The organism is Thalassococcus halodurans, assembly GCF_900108225.1.
Classification (GTDB): Bacteria; Pseudomonadota; Alphaproteobacteria; order Rhodobacterales; family Rhodobacteraceae; genus Thalassococcus; species Thalassococcus halodurans.
This window is the reverse complement of record NZ_FNUZ01000001.1, coordinates 987,383-1,006,665: the sequence shown is the minus strand read 5'-3', so window position 1 is coordinate 1,006,665 and position 19,283 is coordinate 987,383. Positions and strand designations below refer to the sequence as shown.

The 19,283-nt window shown below is 59.2% G+C and carries 19 protein-coding genes; 12 read left to right on the top strand and 7 right to left on the bottom strand.

What is annotated here, in order from left to right; genetic code table 11:
• The first annotated feature begins 106 nt into the window (after positions 1 to 106).
• Positions 107 to 949, top strand: coding sequence for a DUF6206 family protein (locus C4S59_RS05025; protein ID WP_103909340.1), 843 nt, complete (start codon positions 107 to 109; stop codon positions 947 to 949).
• The gene (gene zapE, locus C4S59_RS05020; RefSeq protein ID WP_103909339.1) at positions 942 to 2,006 is read left to right on the top strand and encodes a cell division protein ZapE; all 1,065 of its coding nucleotides are present in this window, start codon (positions 942 to 944) and stop codon (positions 2,004 to 2,006) included. Before C4S59_RS05025 ends, zapE begins: the two co-directional genes overlap by 8 nt.
• A 369-nt stretch (positions 2,007 to 2,375) precedes the next feature.
• Here the strand turns inward: zapE and C4S59_RS05015 are convergent, their stop codons facing one another.
• The 5 genes from C4S59_RS05015 to C4S59_RS04995 form a co-directional block, all read right to left on the bottom strand.
• Positions 2,376 to 2,963, bottom strand: coding sequence for a LysM peptidoglycan-binding domain-containing protein (locus C4S59_RS05015; RefSeq protein WP_103909338.1), 588 nt, complete (start codon positions 2,961 to 2,963; stop codon positions 2,376 to 2,378).
• Between the two features lie 11 nt (positions 2,964 to 2,974).
• On the bottom strand, positions 2,975 to 3,550 hold the full coding sequence (locus C4S59_RS05010) for a rhodanese-like domain-containing protein (RefSeq protein ID WP_103909337.1): 576 nt from the start codon (positions 3,548 to 3,550) through the stop codon (positions 2,975 to 2,977).
• Between the two features lie 114 nt (positions 3,551 to 3,664).
• Positions 3,665 to 4,936, bottom strand: a complete 1,272-nt coding sequence (locus C4S59_RS05005) for a bifunctional folylpolyglutamate synthase/dihydrofolate synthase (RefSeq protein ID WP_103909336.1) — start codon at positions 4,934 to 4,936, stop codon at positions 3,665 to 3,667.
• Positions 4,933 to 5,859 carry an acetyl-CoA carboxylase, carboxyltransferase subunit beta gene (gene accD, locus C4S59_RS05000; protein ID WP_103909335.1) on the bottom strand — a complete coding sequence of 309 codons (927 nt, stop codon included), beginning with the start codon at positions 5,857 to 5,859 and terminating at the stop codon, positions 4,933 to 4,935. Before accD ends, C4S59_RS05005 begins: the two co-directional genes overlap by 4 nt.
• Before the next feature lie 59 nt (positions 5,860 to 5,918).
• Complete coding sequence (locus tag C4S59_RS04995; RefSeq protein WP_160006748.1) at positions 5,919 to 6,809, bottom strand: CPBP family intramembrane glutamic endopeptidase; 891 nt, start codon at positions 6,807 to 6,809, stop codon at positions 5,919 to 5,921.
• Between the two features lie 165 nt (positions 6,810 to 6,974).
• On the opposite strand from C4S59_RS04995, the gene ilvD reads away from it, so the two are divergent.
• The 5 genes from ilvD to C4S59_RS04970 all read left to right on the top strand — a co-directional run bounded on the left by ilvD (position 6,975) and on the right by C4S59_RS04970 (position 11,646).
• Positions 6,975 to 8,708, top strand: a complete 1,734-nt coding sequence (ilvD, locus tag C4S59_RS04990) for a dihydroxy-acid dehydratase (protein WP_103909333.1) — start codon at positions 6,975 to 6,977, stop codon at positions 8,706 to 8,708.
• Positions 8,709 to 8,730: 22 nt separating this feature from the next.
• Positions 8,731 to 9,366 (top strand): dihydroxy-acid dehydratase, encoded by a 636-nt coding sequence (locus C4S59_RS04985; protein WP_146064509.1) that lies wholly within the window; start codon positions 8,731 to 8,733, stop codon positions 9,364 to 9,366.
• Between the two features lie 110 nt (positions 9,367 to 9,476).
• Positions 9,477 to 10,247: a DUF6478 family protein gene (locus C4S59_RS04980; protein ID WP_200813163.1), complete on the top strand. Its 771-nt coding sequence runs from the start codon at positions 9,477 to 9,479 to the stop codon at positions 10,245 to 10,247.
• A gap of 12 nt (positions 10,248 to 10,259) precedes the next feature.
• A complete protein-coding gene (locus C4S59_RS04975) occupies positions 10,260 to 10,637 on the top strand; it encodes a hypothetical protein (protein WP_103909331.1) in 378 nt (125 codons plus the stop codon).
• A gap of 91 nt (positions 10,638 to 10,728) precedes the next feature.
• On the top strand, positions 10,729 to 11,646 hold the full coding sequence (locus C4S59_RS04970; protein ID WP_103909330.1) for a DMT family transporter: 918 nt from the start codon (positions 10,729 to 10,731) through the stop codon (positions 11,644 to 11,646).
• 12 nt (positions 11,647 to 11,658) lie between these two features.
• Here C4S59_RS04970 and C4S59_RS04965 read toward each other — a convergent pair whose 3' ends face one another.
• On the bottom strand, positions 11,659 to 13,062 hold the full coding sequence (locus C4S59_RS04965) for an aspartate aminotransferase family protein (RefSeq protein WP_103909329.1): 1,404 nt from the start codon (positions 13,060 to 13,062) through the stop codon (positions 11,659 to 11,661).
• Positions 13,063 to 13,115: 53 nt separating this feature from the next.
• Positions 13,116 to 13,805 (bottom strand): GntR family transcriptional regulator, encoded by a 690-nt coding sequence (locus C4S59_RS04960; RefSeq protein ID WP_200813162.1) that lies wholly within the window; start codon positions 13,803 to 13,805, stop codon positions 13,116 to 13,118.
• Positions 13,806 to 13,954: 149 nt separating this feature from the next.
• Here C4S59_RS04960 and C4S59_RS04955 point away from each other — a divergent pair, with 149 nt between their 5' ends.
• The 5 genes from C4S59_RS04955 (at position 13,955) to C4S59_RS04935 (ending at position 19,254) form a co-directional block, all read left to right on the top strand.
• The gene (locus C4S59_RS04955) at positions 13,955 to 15,040 is read left to right on the top strand and encodes a polyamine ABC transporter substrate-binding protein (RefSeq protein WP_103909327.1); all 1,086 of its coding nucleotides are present in this window, start codon (positions 13,955 to 13,957) and stop codon (positions 15,038 to 15,040) included.
• Between the two features lie 63 nt (positions 15,041 to 15,103).
• Complete coding sequence (locus C4S59_RS04950; protein WP_103909326.1) at positions 15,104 to 16,228, top strand: ABC transporter ATP-binding protein; 1,125 nt, start codon at positions 15,104 to 15,106, stop codon at positions 16,226 to 16,228.
• A gap of 4 nt (positions 16,229 to 16,232) precedes the next feature.
• On the top strand, positions 16,233 to 17,123 hold the full coding sequence (locus C4S59_RS04945) for an ABC transporter permease subunit (RefSeq protein WP_103909325.1): 891 nt from the start codon (positions 16,233 to 16,235) through the stop codon (positions 17,121 to 17,123).
• Positions 17,120 to 17,941, top strand: a complete 822-nt coding sequence (locus tag C4S59_RS04940; protein WP_103909324.1) for an ABC transporter permease — start codon at positions 17,120 to 17,122, stop codon at positions 17,939 to 17,941. Before C4S59_RS04945 ends, C4S59_RS04940 begins: the two co-directional genes overlap by 4 nt.
• On the top strand, positions 17,938 to 19,254 hold the full coding sequence (locus tag C4S59_RS04935) for an NAD(P)/FAD-dependent oxidoreductase (RefSeq protein ID WP_103909323.1): 1,317 nt from the start codon (positions 17,938 to 17,940) through the stop codon (positions 19,252 to 19,254). The genes C4S59_RS04940 and C4S59_RS04935 overlap by 4 nt, the downstream gene beginning before the upstream one ends.
• Positions 19,255 to 19,283 lie beyond the last annotated feature (29 nt).

The following is a 19,283-nucleotide window of genomic DNA, read 5'->3' as shown; positions in this document are numbered from 1 at the left end:
GGTGCCGTGGCGCGCATGGTCCAGCATCCGCGCAATAGGCCTTAGGGGTATGGCACCCCCTTGGGCTTCGCGGTAAACGGGGCACAAGTTTTCAACGAGGGTGCCCATGACCGATCTTGATGCGCTGCGCGATGTGATCCGTGCCGACAGCGATGCACGCGGCAAGCCGATTTCCAAGCTTGGCTATTTCTGCACCCCGTTCCAGCCCAAAAGCGGCCCCTTGGCGGACCGCGTGATCAAGGTCTATCGCGGGTTGTCTAACCCAGCGGCCCTGGACCGTCTGAAGGTCTGCCACGACGACTATGTCGGGGCACTGCTGAAGGCCGGTGTGCCGTTGCCCGAGACCGAGTTTCACCTGCTCGACATCGACGGCGCGCGCATTCCCGTGATTGTGCAAGAGGCGCTGCCCATCCCGTCGCTGATGCGGCCCCTGATGCAGACGGGCACGCAGGTCGAAACGCTGGCCATGATGGAGGCTGCGGGCGATGTGATCGCGACCTTTTGGAACAATGCCGACCAGTTTGACACGCGCATCGGGTTCCACCCGTCGATCCGCAATTTCGCGATCATCGATGGCAAGGCGGTATTCTTTGATACATTTCCGCCGTTGATCCATTACACGCGCGAAGAAATGGGTCGAATGTTGCTGCTGTTTTCAGAGAAACGCCTGATGCGGATTGTGGGGCCGTTCCTTCAAAAGAAGGTCACGGGCATTCAGGACGAATGGTATTCCGCGCCGGAAACGCTGGTCGGTCTGGTCGGCTCGGCTTGCCGCCTGCGCCCTGACGATGCCGAAGCCTATCTGGATTGGGGCCGCGATTTCGTCGCCCGCCGGATGCCCCGCTGGCAGGAAGAGGCGCTGGCCGAACTGAACGAACCGCCGCGCCTTCCGGGCTATTGGACGACCTTCCGCAAGATCCTTGGTCTGCAGGGCGAACCCAATGTCTAAGTCGATGGCCGAGGTTTACGCAGAGCGTGTCGCAAGCGGCGCGCTGATGCAGGATGATGTCCAATTGGCGGCGATCCCCCAGTTCGACCGCATCCGTGATGAACTGAACCAGCCCGTCAAACGCGGCTTTTTCCGCAAGGCCCCGCCACCGCCCAAGGGGCTGTATCTGTGGGGTGGCGTCGGTCGCGGCAAATCCATGCTGATGGATATGTTCGTGGAAACGCTGGATGTGCCTGCGCGTCGTGTGCATTTCCATGCCTTCATGCAGGAAATCCAGTCGGGCGTTCATGCCGAACGCGAAAAGGGCACCGAGGACCCGATCAAGCCGGTGGCCAAGGCGGTGTCTGACGCGGTTAAGGTGCTGGCCTTTGACGAAATGCAGATCACCGACATCGCCGACGCGATGATCGTGGGCCGACTGTTCGAGCAGCTTTTCGCGGCGGGCTGCGTTGTGGTGACGACATCCAACCGCATCCCCGACGATTTGTACAAAGACGGCCTGAACCGGCAGCTGTTCCTGCCCTTCATCGCGCTTCTGAAGGAACAGATGGTCGTGCATGAACTGGTGTCGGCCAAGGATTACCGGCAGGACCGCCTGCAAGGTGCGCAAAGCTACTTCTCGCCAGCCAATGAAGCATCCCGTGCGGCGATTGAATCGATCTGGCAGGACTTGTCAGGTGGCAAGGAAGGCACGCTGACACTGACGGTTAAGGGGCGTGAGGTTGAACTGCCGCGCTTTGCCAACGGTGTCGCGCGTGTGTCGTTCTTTGATCTTTGCGGCAAACCGCTTGGTCCTGCGGATTATCTGAAGCTGGCGGAAACGGTGCGGGTTCTGATCCTTGAAAACGTGCCGCAACTGGGGCGCAGCAATTTCAACGAAGCGAAACGCTTTGTGACGCTGATTGACGCGCTGTACGAGGCAGGCACCAAACTGATCGTGACCGCCGCAGCCGAGCCCGAGTTTCTGTACCTTGAAGGCACCGGCGCGTTTGAATTTGAACGCACCGCCAGCCGTCTGCGCGAAATGCAGTCCGAAACATGGGGCAACGACGCCTGAGTGCCAAAGAAAAAGGGGTCCCGAAGGACCCCTGAAGTTTGCTGCTCTTGATAGTTTCTGACGTGCCTGTCGTTTTATTGAGGAAAGTCTTGATCGTCCGCAGACCGGCCAAATCGGGATTGGCCGGAATACGCAAAGGTAAGAGCGGAAAACGGAACGGGTGCGTAAGTACAATCAGGCAAGAAGCCTTGGTATGAAGGCAGTCTTCTGGTCATGCTCGTCCCCGTTCGAAGGTGTACGCGTTGTAATTCCTGACACCTTTCCAGCGAATCATAGCGACTAATGCGATTCGCCGTCAATATTTAGTATTGCCGTCAAGGCAATTAACTAACAAGCCATTGATAAGCCACATATAGTGGCACTCAGACCTCAGCGATTTGGCAGAATAAGCGTCTGTCCGGCCTTCAAATCGTTGGGTCCGGACAGCAAAGACTGGTTCGCGGCATACAGCGGACCGGTCATATTCGCGTCGCCATAGATGGCTTGCGCGATGCTGATCAGGCTGTCGCCGGGCTTGACCACATAGCGCTGGACAGTGCCGCCTTGGCCTGCGTCCGCGACCGATCGTTTGATGATCGTATGCAGCAGGCTGCCGGGGCGGCCCGCGGGCGCGTCACGGCCTGTCGCGGCGTTCAGACGTGCAACGGTGTCCCATGTCAGCGCACGCATGTCGCTGGGGTCTGCGGTGGGCGGCATGGGCTGACGCGTTGTCAAAACCGGTTCGACATCTGGCAGATCAACGGCGATTGGCGCGGTGTCTGTGGCATCCACCATCTCGGCCACGATCCGGCGTTCGCCGCTTGCGTCAAAGGCCGGTGTGATTGCGGTCAGGTCCGGTTCATTACGGGTCACGGCCTGAACCGGTGCCTCGTCAAACGTTTTGGCGGCTGGTTGAAGGAAGATCAACGCAGCAGTAACGGCGACAAATCCGATGAAGTAAAGCGCGGCGCGGATCATCTGCAGGCCCCCTATGTTCCAGGCTGGGTCGAAAGCCCCAGCGCCGTCCAGCCGTCAATGCCGGCCCGATAGTACAGGATTTTATCGGCAGGGTAGCCCGCCTGAACCAGATCGCGAACCGCTTGCGCCGCTTCAGGCGATGCAGCGTTCTGATCGAACACCAGCAGCGTATATGTGCTGGCCGATCCGCCTTGGCCGCTAAAGCCAAGTGCCGCCAACAGATCGCCACGATAGGGGTTTTCCGGCGAAACGGTCGCCGCTGGCACGCTGACAGCGCCGGGCAGGGTTGCTTTGGCAAAATCGGATTGCGCGCGGGTATCCACCAACAGGCCGGTGCCGTTGCTGGCGGTTACATCCAGAAATTCGATCACATCCAGTTCCGCAACCGTTTCGACCCCGTCCATGATGTAGAGCGGCTCGACACAGGCGGGCGGACAGTTCGGGCCGGACCGTGTGATCGACACAGCAAGACCGGACAGGTTCGTTTCAAAACGGGGTAGATCGGGGGTGATGGCGCTGTCCTGCGCCAGCGCAGGCACGCTTGGCAAGAAGGCCATCGCGGCCATCAGGCAGAGAAAATTCCGCATCTACTCGTCCTCGAAATCCGCAATACAGGCGCGGTACTTTTTGTTACGCCATATATAGGGGTAAAAACGCCATTTCGTCAATATAATGGCGTTTTTTCAAGGCTTGAGGGCGTTTTACCCGTTCTCGCGCAGGATCGCCCCCGCCAGATACAAAGACCCACATATGAGCACCCTTGAATGTGGGTCCTGCGCGGTGATCGTTTGTAGCGCGTCCAGCACGCTGTCGGCGGTGCTGGCGGGCATACCGGCATCGGACGCAAAACGGGCGGTATCCTCGCCGCTCAGCGTATTTGCCTCGCCGGGGATCGACACGCCCGTCAGGCTATTGGCGACCTTGGCCAAGGGCGTCATGTAACCGCTGGCATCCTTGGTGTTCAGCATCCCGCAGATCAGATGGGTGGGGCGTTTCGGCAAACGCCCAAGGTGGTCGGCCAGCGCAATGCCCGCAGCGGGGTTGTGCCCGCCGTCCAGCCACAGTTCCACCTGCGGCGCGGCCTCAACCAGCGGACCGGTGCGCAGGCGTTGCATGCGTGCGGGCCACTGGGCATTGGTCATCGCGCCTTCGAACGCGGCCTCGCCAAAACCAAGGTGGCGCAAAGCGGCCAGCGCCGCGCCTGCGTTTTCGTACTGGTGGCGACCCGGCAGAACCGGCAGGGGCAGGTCCAGAAGGCCGGTTTCATCCTGATAGATCAGGCGTTCGCGTTCTTCCCAGACATGCCAGTGCTGGCCTTGCGCAATGACAGGCGCACCAAGGCGTGCGGCGGTGGCCTCGATCACCTCAAGCGCTTCATCGGGCTGCGGGCCGACAACGCAAGCCACGCTGCGTTTCATGATGCCCGCCTTTTCGCCTGCGATCTTGGCGATGGTGTTGCCAAGGAATTGTTCGTGATCCATCGAAATCGGCGTCAGGATCGTCAGCGCGGGTGTTTCAACCACGTTCGTCGCGTCCAGCCGTCCGCCCAGACCGGTTTCCAAAAGCACATAGTCCGCAGGTGTGCGGGCAAAGGCCAGCAGCGCGGCGCAGGTCGTGATTTCGAAATAGGTGATCGGATCAGGGCCGTTGGTGACATAGCATTCGTCCAGCACCTCGGTCAGATGCTCTTCGCTGATCAACTCGCCCGCCAAACGGATACGTTCGTGAAACCGCGCCAAGTGGGGCGAGGTATAGGCGTGCACGCGCTTTCCCTCGGCCTCAAGACCCGCGCGGATCATGGCTTGGGTCGATCCCTTGCCGTTGGTGCCCGCAAGGTGAATGACCGGCGGCAACTGGCGTTCGGGATGGCCCAGCTTTTCAAGCAGCGTCCAGACGCGGTCCAAAGTCAGATCAATGACCTTGGGGTGCAGCGCCATCATCCGTTCAAGGATGGCGTCCGAACCTGTCGTCATTTTTCGCCAGCTGCGTCAGGCGCCGGAAGCTCCGGCGTGTCGGTCGGTGCAGGCAGATCGCCCCAGACCGGCGGTGGCATGTCCATCAGCATGCGCAGAACCGTGATCAATTCCTTGCGCATTTCACGACGGTCGGTCACGCGGTCCAGCATGCCGTGATCCAGCAGATATTCCGCACGCTGGAAGCCTTCGGGCAGCTTTTCACGGATGGTCTGTTCGATGACGCGGGGGCCCGCGAAGCAGATCAGTGCGTTGGGTTCGGCAATCTGGATGTCGCCCAGCATCGCGTAGGACGCGGTCACACCGCCTGTGGTCGGGTGTGTCAGGACAACGATGTAGGGAAGGTTCGCTTCGCGCAGCATCTGGATTGCAACGGTCGTGCGCGGCATCTGCATCAGCGACAGGATGCCTTCCTGCATACGCGCGCCACCGGCGGCAGAAAACAGAACCAGCGGACGGCCCAGTTTCACGGCCTCTTCCGCAGCGGCGATGATCGCGTTGCCGACGTACATGCCCATGGAGCCGCCCATGAACGAAAAGTCCTGCGCGGCGGCAACGATCGGCGTGCGACCGATTTCGCCGGTCGCGACCAGCATCGCCTCTTTTTCGCCGGTGTTCTTTTGCGCGGATTTCATGCGGTCAGGGTATTTCTTCTGATCGCGGAAATGCAGCGGGTCAGCGACCGGTTCGGGTACGTCCACTTCGACAAACACACCGCCATCAAACAGCGCCTGGAACCGCGCACGGGGCGTGATGCCCATGTGGTGGTTGCAGTTGCTGCAGACGTTCAGATTGTCCGACAGTTCGCGGTGGAACAACATGGTTCCGCACTCGTCGCACTTGGTCCAAAGGTTGTCCGGCGTTTCGCGGCGCGAAAAGATCGAATTGATCCGTGGGCGGACGTAGTTGCTGATCCAGTTCATCGGGTGCCCCGTTCGTCAGTGTCGTGGCGTCACTTAAGCCTGCGACGCCTGAATTGCAATCACGCGCGCACAGCGACCCGCGCGGCCAGCCAGCTTACCCCAAGGGCGACAAAGTCCAATGGCATGACCTTGGCAACCTCTTCTGCGTCCTGTGCGCTGAACGGAAGCACGTAAAGCGACAGGCCGGACATCGGGCCATCCATGGACACGAACAGGATCACCAGCGCGTTGTTCATAAAGTGCAACCCCATCGCAGGACCAAGCGAGCCTGTGCGTGCGGTCAGGTCGGCAGCCAGAAGGCCGAACAGGCCAGCCCAGACGGCAACCATCGCTGCATTGTCGCCGTACATGACGGCCGCGTAGTGCCCGATGGCAAAGATGATCGCGGGGATGCCCATCCAGATGATCGGGCTTTGAAAACGGGCGGCCATCTGGCTTTGGATATAGCCGCGGAAAAAGATTTCCTCGGCCGAGGTCTGAAGCAGAACCACCAACGCGCCAATCGGCAGAAGAACCAGCCACAGCATCGGCGGTGTGTTCAGGATCAACTCTTCTTCGGCAAAAAGCACAGCGGGCAGCATCAGCAACAACTGGATAGCAGCCGCATAGGCCGCAACGCGCGCGCCGAGTTTAAGCGTGCGGACCGGATCGCCGATCACACCCCAGAACCGCCGTTTGTGCAGCCAGCGCAGCACCAGCATCACGCCGGGAATAAAGCAGGCAATCCCCAGCAAAGCAGCGATCATCGCGCCGGGGGTGTCCAGCAGCCCCATCTGCATCATGGCCTCTCCATGACTGCCAAGGGCAAAACCATAGATCGCAATCAGGATACCTTGGCCCGCAATCATGACGATCAGGCACAACACGATACCAACAACCAGCCGCCAGATTTCGGGTTTTTCCCGACCGGGCGCGGCCAACACTTCGTAAGGGGCGTATGATTTGAACATGCGCAGCATAAATGACGGTTTGCCAGCCTGCGTCAATGGCGGGTCAAATGCGATAAACCGTGGAAAACCGATCAACGGGCCGTTTGATCTGCACCATCACGCTTGTGAACTTAGGGGCGCTTTTGTATTCCGGTGCGAAAGTTCACGCTCCAGCGGGAGGATACCATGCTAAAGCGCCCCTTCGATAAGACGAAACTGCCCAGCCGTCACGTAACCGAGGGTCCGGCCCGCGCGCCGCACCGTTCGTACTATTACGCGATGGGCATGAGCGAAGATGAAATCCACCAGCCGCTGATTGGTGTTGCAACCTGCTGGAACGAAGCAGCGCCTTGTAACATCTCGCTGAACCGTCAGGCGCAGGCTGTTAAGCTGGGCGTCAAAGAGGGTTCCGGCACGCCGCGCGAATTCACCACGATCACCGTGACCGACGGTATCGCGATGGGCCACGAAGGCATGCGTTCGTCTCTGGCATCGCGCGAAGCGATTGCCGACACCGTTGAACTGACAATGCGCGGCCACTGCTATGACGCGATTGTCGGTCTGGCCGGCTGTGACAAATCCCTGCCGGGTATGATGATGGCGATGGTGCGTCTGAACGTGCCGTCCGTCTTCATCTACGGCGGTTCGATCATGCCGGGCCGGTTCAAGGGTAAGGACGTGACCGTTCAGGACGTGTTCGAGGCTGTTGGCCGTCACCAGGCGGGCCAGAACTCGGACGAAGAACTGTCCGCGCTGGAGCGTGTGGCGTGTCCGTCTGCTGGTGCCTGTGGTGGTCAGTTCACCGCGAACACCATGGCCTGTGTGTCCGAGGCGATCGGCCTTGCGCTGATGAACTCGTCCGGTGCGCCCGCGCCGTATGAAAGCCGCGACCAGTACGCGACTGCGTCCGGTCTGGCGGTTATGAATCTGCTTGAGAAAAACATCCGTGCCCGTGACGTCGTCACGCTGGAATCGCTGCAGAACGCGGCGCGTGTTGTGGCCTGTACAGGTGGTTCGACCAACGCTGGTCTGCACCTGCCCGCCATTGCGCACGAAGCAGGCATCGACTTCTTCCTTGATGACGTCTGCGAAATCTTCCGCGACACGCCGTACTTTGTCGACCTGAAGCCGGGCGGCAACTATGTCGCGAAAGACCTTTATGAGGCAGGCGGCGTTCCGGTTGTGATGAAGGAGCTGCGCAAAGCGGGTCTGATCCACGAAGACTGCATCACCGCGTCGGGCTATTCCATCGGCGAAGAACTGGACAAGATCGAACGCGAAGCGGACGGCAAGGTCATCTATCCGATCGACAAGCCGATCACACCAACAGGCGGCGTTGTCGGCCTGAAGGGCAACCTTGCCCCGCAAGGCGCGATCGTAAAAGTCGCAGGCATGTCTACCGAAGAGCAGGTCTTCACCGGTCCGGCACGTGTGTTCGAATGCGAAGAAGACGCGTTCGAAGCCGTCAAAGCGCGCCAGTACAAAGAAGGTGAAGTTCTGGTCATCCGCAACGAAGGCCCCGCAGGCGGCCCGGGTATGCGCGAAATGCTGGCGACCACAGCGGCCCTGTCCGGTCAGGGCATGGGTAAGAAAGTGGCGCTGATCACAGACGGCCGTTTCTCGGGCGCGACCCGTGGTTTCTGTGTGGGTCACGTCGGCCCCGAAACCGCGCATTGCGGTCCGATTGCCCTGCTGCAAGATGGCGACGTGATCACCATCGACGCGATCAAGGGTGAAATCAGCGTGGCGCTGTCCGACGACGAACTGGCCAAGCGCAAAGAAAGCTGGAAGGGCCCGAAAGAGACGATCTATTCGTCCGGTGCCCTCTGGAAGTACGCGCAGCTGGTCGGCGAAACCTACAAAGGTGCGGTCACGCATCCGGGCGCCAAGGAAGAAAAGCACATCTACATGGATCTGTGATCCAGTGCTGCGCAAAGCGCTTATGATACTGGCTATCGCGGGTCTTGCGGCCTGCGATAGCACCACAGGAACCGGCGGCGGTGCGCCCGGGTTTCTGGCCGCCCTGTCTTCCCCTCAGAACGATGCACAACGTCAAGCCCGTGCCGCTGGTGCGCCTATGGTGTGGACGGCTTTGGCGCGTGGCGATGTCGTTGTCCAAGGCCCGCGCGGCTATTGCGTAGATCCTGTTACGGTCGAAAAGCGTGGCAACAGCGGCTTTGCCATGATTGCCAGTTGCAACATCCTGTCGGACGGCGCGACCGGCCCGCGGGTTCCGGCGTTGCTTGTCACTGTCACAGTCGGCCCGCGTGAGGACGAAGCAACTGTTCCCAGTGCGGAAACAATTGCAGCTTTGGCGGGTGGCACCCTGCAACAGTCCGAAACACGTGATGGCAGCGTCTTTGTGCAACTGGCTGGCGGTGGGAAAGCGCTGATTTCCGATGGCGAAGACCGCTATTGGCGCGCGGCGTTTATTCGGGCCGAACACCTTGTAAGCTTGGCTATGTACCTTCCAGAAGGAAGTCATCTTGCCGGTAGCGACGGCGCGGACTTTCTGGAAACGGTCGTAGAAGCGATCAAAAACGCAAGTCGTGAAAAATCCGACGAATCAAGCTCTTGATCGCGACTCGTACTTGCCCGTAAGCTAACGCGCGTAAACTTAACGATGTGCGTTAACCCGTTTTTGTGAACAATTGCCGGAATGCCGGCCCAGAGAGATCGACCTGACGTATGGCCGAAGATATCGGATTTCTTAGCCGGATTTTGACCAAACGGTCCGTCCGGCGCTGGGCCAAGCTGGCGAAAGAGGCCACCGTTGCCGATCTGCGGGATTTGCGCAAACAGCGTGCGCAGGCGCGAGAAATCAAACGTCATATCGATTCCCTGATTTTCTACGCAGACGGGAGGCTGGCCTTGCCGGCCATCGGCAACCAATCCTTTCCGAAACCCCATGACGCCGATTGGTCTTGGCGGCCCGAGTTATGGAGCGGCCCCTTGCCATCTCCGGGCATCGCTTCGGTCGAAAGCAAGGCGATGTTGGGTCGTGAAGCGACGATGTTCCACGATTGCGCACGGTCCGAAATCACCCTGCGCCAGATCCGCAACGTGCGTGAGGCTGATCTTGCAGCATTCGGCGTACGTTTGGACGTGTTCCGGTTTGACGGTTCTTATCTGTCGCTGGCGCTGGACTTGCCGCCTGAGGCTGCCGAGGGCCTGAAGCGCCGTCACCTGATCCGTCTGGATACGATCCTTGAGATGGAAAAACCCATCGAAATCTTTGCGCGTCTGAACATCAAGCACGGGCCAAACGTGGAACAGGTCGTGCGTGAATTGCCGCTGCACGAAAAGGAAGTCATGGTCGAATTTGACCTTGCCTACACCAAGCTGAACGAAAAGCGCGTCGAGAAACTGTGGTTGGACCTGATTTTTGAAGGCCCCGAAATGAACCAAGTCACCCTGCGCGACCTGACATTCAGTCGTCGCCCCCGAGCCGAGTTGTAAAGGACATCAGCGATGAGCACCTACAAGTTGACCAAGCTGCGGTTCAAAGATGGCGTCTGGCAGGGCAGCCTTCAGGGCGAGGGCAAGGATTGCCCGCCGCCGCAAATCTCGGTCACCGTGTTGGATATTGCGGTAGACGGCGTGAATGTCATTGAAACGGACGAAACCAACCAATGGCTGGTCGATGTGCCGGTGCCGGATTTTGCCGTGGGCGATGGTGTGTTTACCTTCCTGCTGCACGATACAGGCACGTCGCAGGTTCTGGGGTCTTTCACGCTGATGGGCGGGGATGTTCTGGCGGATGACATCCGCGTTGAAATGGCGTTGCTTCGCGAAGAACTCGATATGCTGAAGCGCGCGTTCCGTCGCCATTGCGTGGAAACCATGTAAATCACTGATGTAAGTGCGCGATTGCACTGCAACGGGATTGACCCTGCGACAATCTGACATCACGTTGGCGCTGCGGATTTACAGGTAACCCATGTCTCCTACGCGCGGAATTCTTCTTAAACTCGGATCAGTTGCGCTGTTCACAGTAATGGCGGCGCTGGTCAAAGCGGCCTCGGACAACATCCCTTCGGGTCAGGCGGTGTTTTTCCGGTCGCTGTTTGCGATGCCGGTGATCATTGTCTGGTTGCTGCTGCGTCATGATCTGAAGACAGGTCTGAAAACGAAAAACCCCATGGGCCATCTGTGGCGCGGGTTGATCGGTGTGACGGCGATGGGGTTCACCTTTACCGGACTTGGCATGTTGCCGTTGCCCGAGGTGACGGCCATCGGGTTTGCCGCACCTCTTCTGACCGTAGTTTTTGCGGCCTTCCTGTTGGGCGAACGCGTGCGCGCGTTCCGGCTTGGGGCGGTTGCTTTTGGTCTGGTGGGTGTTCTGATCATCCTGTGGCCGCTATTGTCCGTCGACAATCTGGATCGTGCCGTGATGATCGGGGTTGTTGTGGTGCTGCTGTCATCTGTGTTCCGCGCGTTGGCACAAATCCAGATCCGCCGCCTGGCCGGGCGCGAGGAAACATCCGCGATCGTGTTCTACTTCTCGCTGACGGCAACAATCCTGTCGCTGTTCACGCTGCCCTTCGGGTGGGTCATGCCCACCGCACAAGAGGCCGCGATGCTGATCGGCGCGGGTCTTATTGGCGGCTTTGCGCAAATCCTGCTGACATCCGCCTACCGTTATGCCGAGGCAGGCGTGGTCGCGCCGTTTGACTATGCGTCGATGCTGTTTGCGGTGGTTTTGGGCTATGTCGTCTTTGCCGAGGTGCCGACGGTTTACACGTTGGTAGGCTCGGGCGTCGTGATTGCGGCGGGCGTTCTGATCATCTGGCGCGAACGCAAACTGGGCCTGAAGCGTGGCCAAACGCGAAAGGCGGGCCTGACCCCTCAGGGCTGACCCGCCAGTTTCTTAGTTACGCGTCGCAGCGACCATCAGGCCCTGCTTTTCAACCTCGGCCATCGCTTCGTCCAGCGACAGGAGTGCGCGTTCGATCAATGTGTCAATCTCGCCTTTGGAAATCACCAGCGGCGGCGAAATGATCATGCGGTCGCCGACGTGGCGCATGATCAGGTTATTGCTGAAACACCGTTCGCGGCAGATGTAGCCGACAGTGCCAGCCTCGGACGCGAACGCCGCGCGGGTGGCTTTGTCGGGTGTCAGCGCGATTGATCCCATCATGCCAACGATCTTGGCCTCGCCCACCATCGGGTGATCGGTCAGGCTTTCGAACTTTTCTTTCAGGTAGGGCGCAGTTTCGGTGCGGACCGTGTCGATGATCTGTTCTTCTTCCAGAAGGCGTAGATTTTCCAAGGCAACCGCACAGGCCACAGGGTGACCCGAATAAGTGTAGCCGTGGTTGAATTCGCCCGAACCGATGACCTCGGCCACTTCGTCACAGACAATCGACCCGCCGATGGGTAGGTAGCCCGAGCTCAGGCCCTTGGCGATGGTCATGATGTGCGGCTTGATGTTCATGGTTTGCGACCCGAACCAGTTGCCGGTGCGGCCAAAACCACAGATCACCTCATCCGCGATCAGCAGAATGTCGTATTTATCGCAAATACGCTGGATTTCCGGCCAGTAGCTGTCGGGCGGTACAATCACGCCGCCAGCGCCCTGAACGGGTTCGGCGATGAACGCGGCCACGTTATCCGCGCCAAGTTCCTTGATCTTTGCTTCAAGCTGCTGGGCGCGTTCAATGCCGAATTCTTCCGGCGTCATGTCGCCGCCTTCGGACCACCAGTTGGGCTGGTCGATGTGATGAATGTCGGGGATCGGCATGCCGCCTTGGGCGTGCATACCTTTCATGCCGCCAAGGCTACCTGAACCAACAGACGACCCGTGATAGGCGTTCCAACGCGAGATGATGGCCTTTTTCGATGGCTGGCCTTTCATCTCCCAATAGGTGCGCACCATTCGTAGGTTGGTGTCGTTCGCTTCAGAGCCGGACGATGCAAAGAAAACATGGTTCAGATCACCGGGCGCCAGTTGCGCCAGACGTTCGGCCAGTTCGATGACCGGCACGTGGGTGGTCTGGAAGAAGGTGTTGTAGAACGGCAGTTCCTGCATCTGGCGCGCGGCGGCATCGACAAGTTCCTGACGGCCATAGCCGATGTTGACACACCAAAGGCCCGCCATCGCATCCAGAATCCGGTTGCCGTCGCTGTCTGTCAGCCAGCAGCCATCTGCAGACGTGATAATGCGCGCACCCTTTTTGCCAAGCTCGGCACCGTGCGTGAACGGGTGCATGTGGTGCGCGGCGTCACGCGCCTGAAGTTCGGCGGTGGGCAACAGGTTCGGGGATTGGACCATTTTCAGGGGGCCTTTCGATCAAAATGGCGACTGCCCACTAGAATATGATCAAATTATTCTGTGTCAATCGAATCGCTTATTCCGGCAAGCATCTGATCCATACCCTGTTTCACGTCCTCGGCCATCGCCTTTGAGGCCGCTGCCGCATCCCCTGATTCCAAGGCGTTGATCAGGTCTTTGTGAAGATCGGGCAGGCTGCTGGTGCCCATCACCCCGCACACAACGCGCATCGACGGGCCAAACCGAAGCCACAGACCTTCGACCATACCCTGCAGAATCGGGGCCTGCGCGGCGGCATTCAGGTGGCTGTGAAACAGGTAGTTTTCGACCAGATAACCATGCACATCGCCACGGGCGATGGCGCGGTCCAGGCGGTCGTCAGCCTGCTTCATGGCAACGATATCTTCGTCTTTAATCAACGCGGTCGCACGCCCCGCCAACTCGGGCTCTAGCGCCAAACGAGCCGTCTTTAATTGATCAATCGCGGAGCGGTTCAGCACCGGAACGATGATTCTGCGGTTGCCCATAAACTCGAGCGCGCCAGCGGCGGTCAGGCGGCGAAGCGCCTCGCGGACAGGGGTCATGCCGGCATCCAGATGTTCGGTCAGGCCCTGAATGGTCACCGGCTGTCCGGGCTCCAATTCGCCGAACAAAATCATGTCGCGCAACGACCGGTAAACCGTCTCGTGCACTGGCAAACCTGCCTTGGCTGTGCCTTGATTTTGCTCTGCCTGAATATTCATCAAATCATCCGCATTATGTCGCCTGTTCTGTCTATCTTGCATGGGTCTGAACGTCATGAAAACATCTTCTTGTTGCTCTGTTTGAATATTTTTGATCAAATTCACAGACAGCCGGGGCGAAAGACCTCGTATCCAACTGGGAGCCACAGATGAAAACCAAGCTGATGACAATGACCGCCGTAACCGCGCTGGTCGCCGGGGTCGCCGGTGCCGAAGAAGTGCGGGTCTACAACTGGTCCGATTACATCGACGAAAGCCTTCTTGAAAAGTTCGAGGCGGAAACCGGCCTGACGCTGGTCTACGACGTCTTCGATTCCAACGAAGTTCTTGAAACCAAAATGCTGGCCGGTGGATCCGGTTACGACGTGGTTGTGCCCACGGGCAGCTTCCTTCAGCGCCAGATCGCAGCGGGTGCGTTCCAAAAACTGGATGCCTCTAAGCTGCCGAACAAAGGCAACCTGTGGTCGGTCATCGAAGAGCGCACAGCGCAGTATGACCCCGCCAACGAGTATTCGATCAACTACATGTGGGGCACCACGGGTATCGGTGTGAACGTTGGCAAGGTTCAGGAAATTCTGGGCGAAGATGCCCCGATCGGCAGCCTTGATCTGATCTTCAACCCCGAGAACATGGAAAAGCTGGCCGAATGCGGCGTGCATTTCCTTGATGCCCCGACCGAGGTGATCCCGGCGGCTCTCGCCTATATTGGCGAAGATCCCGACAGCAAGGATGCGGATGTCATCGAAAAGGCCAAGCCGGTTCTTCAGGCGGTGCGTCCCTACGTGGCCAAATTCCACAGCTCGGAATACATCAACGCACTGGCGAACGGCGAAATCTGTGTGGCGTTCGGCTGGTCCGGTGACGTGCTTCAGGCCCGCGACCGCGCGGCAGAAGCCGAAAACGGCGTCGAGATTGCCTATAACGCACCTTCTGAGGGTGCTCTGATGTGGTTCGACCAGATGGCCATTCCGGTGGATGCTCCGAACCCCGAAGGCGCGCACAAGTTCCTGAACTTCATCATGGACGCGGAAAACATGGCGGCGGCGTCGAACTATGTTTACTACGCCAACGGCAACAAAGCGTCTCAGGAATTCCTGATCGAGGACGTGATCGGCGACACCGCGATTTATCCGGACGAAGCCACGCTGGAAAACCTCTATACATTCTCGCCCTACGACCCGCGCCTGCAGCGCACGGTCACCCGTATGTGGACCGAGATCAAATCCGGCGTCTAACCACGCCTGTTTGCGGCGCGTCCCACGGGGCGCGCCGTTTTTCTATGCAGTATTGGACTGATCATGAACCAAAAGGTCTTTGCCCCTTGGGATGACCCGAACCAAAAGCCGTTGATCCAGTTTCAGAACGTCACCAAAAAGTTCGGAACATTCACCGCGATCGACGACCTTAGCCTGGACATCTATGAACGCGAGTTCTTTGCCCTTCTGGGGCCGTCGGGATGCGGGAAAACGACGATGATGCGGATGCTGGCGGGGTTCGAGACGCCGACATCGGGCACCATTCGTCTGTCGGGACAGGACCTTGGCCAAACCGCGCCGAACAAACGCGCTGTGAACATGATGTTCCAAAGCTATGCGCTGTTCCCGCATCTGTCGGTCTGGGAAAACATCGCCTTTGGCCTCAAGCGCGAAAGCAAGGACAAGGATGCCATCGCGGCCCGTGTCGAAGAAATGCTGCGCCTGACGAGGCTGGGCAAATTCGCGAAACGCAAACCGCATCAGATTTCCGGTGGTCAGCGTCAGCGCGTGGCCTTGGCCCGTTCTCTGGCAAAATCGCCCAAGCTTCTGTTGTTGGATGAACCTCTGGGCGCGCTGGATAAAAAGCTGCGCGAAGAAACGCAGTTCGAGCTGATGGACATTCAGGAAAAGACCGGCACGACCTTTGTGATCGTCACCCACGATCAGGAAGAGGCGATGACTGTCGCGTCCCGCGTTGCCGTGATGGACGAAGGCCGCCTTGTGCAGGTCGCGACCCCCGCTGATATCTACGAGGCCCCGAATTCCGTCTATGTCGCCGACTTTATCGGTGACGTGAACATCATCGAAGGCAACGCCACACCCGATGGCGACCGCGTTCGTATCGACTGGGCAGAAGGGCAGCCTGCGATTTGGGGCACTGCGCAAAAACCCGTCGCATCCGGCGAGCGGATAAGCTTTGCGATCCGCCCTGAAAAAGTGACCATCTCCAAAGAGAAACCCGAAGACCGCCGCAACCTGTTGGAAGGCGAGGTCATCGATATCGCCTACCTCGGCAACATCTCGACCTTCCACGTCAAGGTCGGTAACGGCCAGATCATCAAGGCACAAAGCGCCAACACCCGTCGTCTGGCGAACCGCGATATCACATGGGAAGACCGCGTCTGGCTGACGTTTACCGAAACCGCTGGCGTGTTGTTGGAGGGCTAGGGGCATGCGTCGCTTTACCCTGATCGCGGTCCCCTACCTGTGGCTTCTGGCGCTGTTTCTGGTGCCGTTCCTGATCGTTCTGAAAATCTCGCTGTCCGACTACGCCTTGTCGATCCCGCCCTATGCCCCGACGCTGGATTTCTCGGCTGGCTGGCAGGGGATCAAGGATCTGCTGTCCAAGCTTGATTTCGAAAACTACGTCTTCCTGACCGAGGATGCGCTTTATTGGAAAGCGTACCTCTCGTCCCTGAAGATCGCGCTGATTTCGACGGTTCTGACGCTGCTGGTGGGCTATCCGATTGCTTACGGCATGGCACGTGCGGCCCCTGAATGGCGCCCGACGTTGCTGATGCTGGTGATCCTGCCGTTCTGGACGTCTTTCCTGATCCGCGTTTACGCGTGGATGGGCATTCTGGCGTCCGAGGGCGTGCTCTACCAGTTCCTGTCGTTTCTGGGGATCGTCGACGAGCCGCTGAAAATCCTGTCCACAAACACCGCCGTCTATATCGGCATCGTTTACACCTATTTGCCGTTCATGATCCTGCCGATCTATGCCGCGCTGGAAAAGATGGACGATTCCCTGATCGAAGCGGCCGAGGACCTTGGCTGTTCGCGCATGTCGGCCTTTTGGTTGATCACCATTCCGCTGTCGAAAAGCGGCATAATCGCGGGCTGTTTTCTGGTGTTCATCCCGACCATCGGTGAATTCGTGATCCCATCGCTTCTGGGCGGCTCTGACACGCTGATGATCGGTAAGGTTCTGTGGGAAGAGTTCTTCTCGAACCGCGACTGGCCGGTGGCCTCTGCGGTGGCGATCATCCTGCTGTTGATCCTTGTGATCCCGATTGTGCTGTTCCAGCGCAACCAGCAGCTTCAGCGGGAGGCCGAGGGATGAGACGTTTTTCATGGTTCAACGCCACTTCGCTGACACTGGGCTTTGCGTTCCTCTATCTGCCGATGGTCATTCTGGTCATCTATAGCTTCAACGCATCGAAGTTGGTCACTGTCTGGGCGGGCTTTTCCACCAAATGGTACGGAGAGCTTCTTCAGAACGAAGATTTCCTTGATGCCGCTTGGGTCACAATCCGTGTGGCGTTCTTTTCGTCGGTTCTGGCAACGGTTCTGGGCACGATGGCCGCGACCGTTCTGGTCCGCGCAGGGCGCTTTATGGGGCGGGGTCTGTTTTCTGGCATGATCTATGCGCCGCTGGTGATGCCCGAGGTGATTACAGGCCTGTCCTTGCTGCTGCTGTTCATCGGCATCGGTCTGGATCGTGGCGTGTTCACCATCGTTCTGGCCCATACAACCTTTGCCATGTGCTATGTGTCGGTCGTCGTCTCCTCGCGCCTTGTCAGCTTTGACAAATCGCTGGAAGAGGCCGCTTTGGACCTTGGCTGCACACCCTTCCAGGCGTTCCGCCTTGTGACCCTGCCGATCATCGCGCCTGCGGTGATTTCCGGCTGGCTTCTGGCCTTTACCCTGTCGCTCGACGATCTGGTCATCGCCAGCTTCACCACCGGCCCGTCGGCCACGACCCTGCCGATCAAGATCTTCTCGGCGGTGCGTCTGGGCGTCAGCCCCGAGATCAACGCGCTCTCGACGATTATGATCAGCGTGGTGACCGTTGGCGTGATCACCGCGTCGATCCTGTCGAAACGGTCGGCTGTTGCACAGCAGAGGGACGAACAGGCGGCTGCGCAGGCCACGGGATGAAACGCCTTTACGAACCCGCGGCCTACGGCCCGCAACAGGGATGCTTCTGGGCGGAAACGGTGCCTGCGATGGACTGGCCCGTTTTGGAGGACAGCACCCGCGCGGATGTCGTGATCATCGGCGCGGGCTTCACCGGCCTGTCGGCGGCTTTGCATCTGGCGCAGGCAGGCATGGACGTGGTCGTGCTAGAGGCCGAAACGCCGGGCTACGGGGCGTCGGGCCGCAATGGCGGGTTCTGCTGCCTTGGCGGATCGAAACTTTCCAATAGCGCCATTGCCCGACAACACGGGCCGGAGGGCGCGCGCGATTGGGTCAGAACCGAGGTCGCGGCGGTGGACACCGTTCGCGGCATTCTGGAAAACCACCGGATCGACGCGGATGTGCATAGCGATGGCGAAACGCTTCTGGCCCACAATGCGCGGGCCTTTGCGGGCCTTCAGAAACACGCGATCGAACAGAAAACGCTTTATGGCGTGACACCTGAATTTGCCAGTAAATTCGATCTGGCAGGGCTGGGAATTGGCGGTGATTTTTATGGGGCGCTGACACTGCCGATCGGCTTTGCCCTGAACCCGCGAAAGTACCACGCGGGGCTGGCGATTGCCGCCCAATCCGCAGGCGCACGGCTGTTCCAGAACAGTCCCTGCGACAGTATCTGCGAGGAAAACGGGCATTGGATCTGCAAAACGGCACCGGGGCAGGTGCAGGCCGATAAGGTTCTTATCGCAACCAACGGCTATTCGTCTGAGGACGTGCCAGACTGGCTGGCCTCCCGCACGATGCCGGTCCAGTCCTCTATCATTCTGACGCATCCTTTGACGGATGCAGAAAAGCAGGCGCAGGGCTGGTCGTCGTCGCAGATGTGCTACGACACCCGCACGATGCTGCACTATTTCCGCATGTTGCCAGGTGGTCGGTTCCTGTTCGGTATGCGGGGTGGCCTGACGGCGACGCCGCGCGAACAGACCAAGATTTCCCGCAAAATCCGAGAGAATTTCCATCGCCTGTTTCCGGCATGGTCCGACGTGCCGATCACCCACGAATGGTCTGGCCTGCTGTGCCTGACATCCAAGCTTGCGCCCTACGTCGGGCCGGTTTCGGGGATGAAGGGCATGTTCGCGGCCTTCGGGTACCACGGTAACGGCGTCGCGATGGGTAGCCATTCTGGCAAGCTGGCCGCAGATTTGATCGCAGGCAACAGCACAGATATTCCGGCGCTTATGGCGAAAGAACCGCGCAGGTTTCCATTGGGCAAAAGCCGCCGTTTGTTGATGCGACCCGCGTATCTGGCGGCTGAATTGCTGGATTTATAGGGGCTTTGCCCCCTTGGCCTACGGCCAAT